The sequence below is a fragment of the Streptomyces griseorubiginosus genome (assembly GCF_017614965.1).
In the GTDB taxonomy this organism is placed as follows: domain Bacteria; phylum Actinomycetota; class Actinomycetes; order Streptomycetales; family Streptomycetaceae; genus Streptomyces; species Streptomyces griseorubiginosus_B.
This window is the reverse complement of sequence record NZ_WVUG01000686.1, coordinates 1-838: the sequence shown is the minus strand read 5'-3', so window position 1 is coordinate 838 and position 838 is coordinate 1. Positions and strand designations below refer to the sequence as shown.

At 72.3% G+C, this 838-nt stretch carries 2 pseudogenes; one reads left to right on the top strand and one right to left on the bottom strand.

The window, feature by feature from the left end:
• A pseudogene (locus GRC12_RS44755) lies at positions 1-189 on the bottom strand (hypothetical protein); the annotation flags it as partial.
• Between the two features lie 205 nt (positions 190-394).
• On the opposite strand from GRC12_RS44755, the pseudogene GRC12_RS44750 reads away from it, so the two are divergent.
• Positions 395-838 (top strand): annotated as a pseudogene (locus GRC12_RS44750) (hypothetical protein); the annotation flags it as partial.

The window sequence follows — 838 nt, the reverse complement described above, 5'->3', positions numbered from 1 at the left end:
GTCGGCGGGAGTGCTCGCCGGGTCCGCGGGGGTGCTCGCGGGGTCGGCCGGCGTGCTGGCCGGCGCCGCCGGGCTGCTGGTCGACGTGTCCGGGGTTGCGTCCGCGAACGCGACCGGGGCGGACAGCAGGGCAAGGGGAGCCAGAACGGCCGTCGCGGCCGCCACGCCCATGGCTCGGCGAAGCTTCATCAAGACCTCAAGGGAGTCCAGTGTGGAGGGCTCCGCGTGTGGGGCGCGGGTTGTGGCCCTTGGTTCGTCAGGTTGGATCCGTGACCGGGGTGAATGGTTGTGTTTACCTTCACAGATTTTTTATGTGCCCTGCGTCACGTACGCTCTCCTGCTCGACACCGCTGCACGCATCCCTTGTCACGCTTCACAGAAAGGCGTTCGCGCCGTGGCCGACAGACCGTCCGACGAGCCGAGATCCGGATCGGGTTCCGGCGGGGAACCCTCCATACCCGACGACGTCTGGGAGAAGTTCCTCCAGGACAGCGAACGTGACATCAGGTCCGCGCCCAAGGAGCCGTCCGCGCGGGCCCGTATGGTCACCGAGCGGCTGCGCGAGCAGGACGCGCGGGGGAAGATGCCCGAGGGCTGGCGCACCGGCCCGGCCTGGCAGGAGATGAACGGGCGCGGACGCAGGCGCCGCCGGGTGGGCGCGGTGTTCGCCGTGCTGCTCGCCGCCGCCGTGGCCGTCGTCGCGATGAAGCCGTCGCTGCTGCCCGGCGACCCCTTCGGCTCCGGCACGTCGGACGCGGCCGCCTCGCCGCTGCCCGAGGAGACGGCGCGGCCCTCCGCGCCGCCCTCCGCCGCGGACCCCCAGGTGCCCACCCTGGCC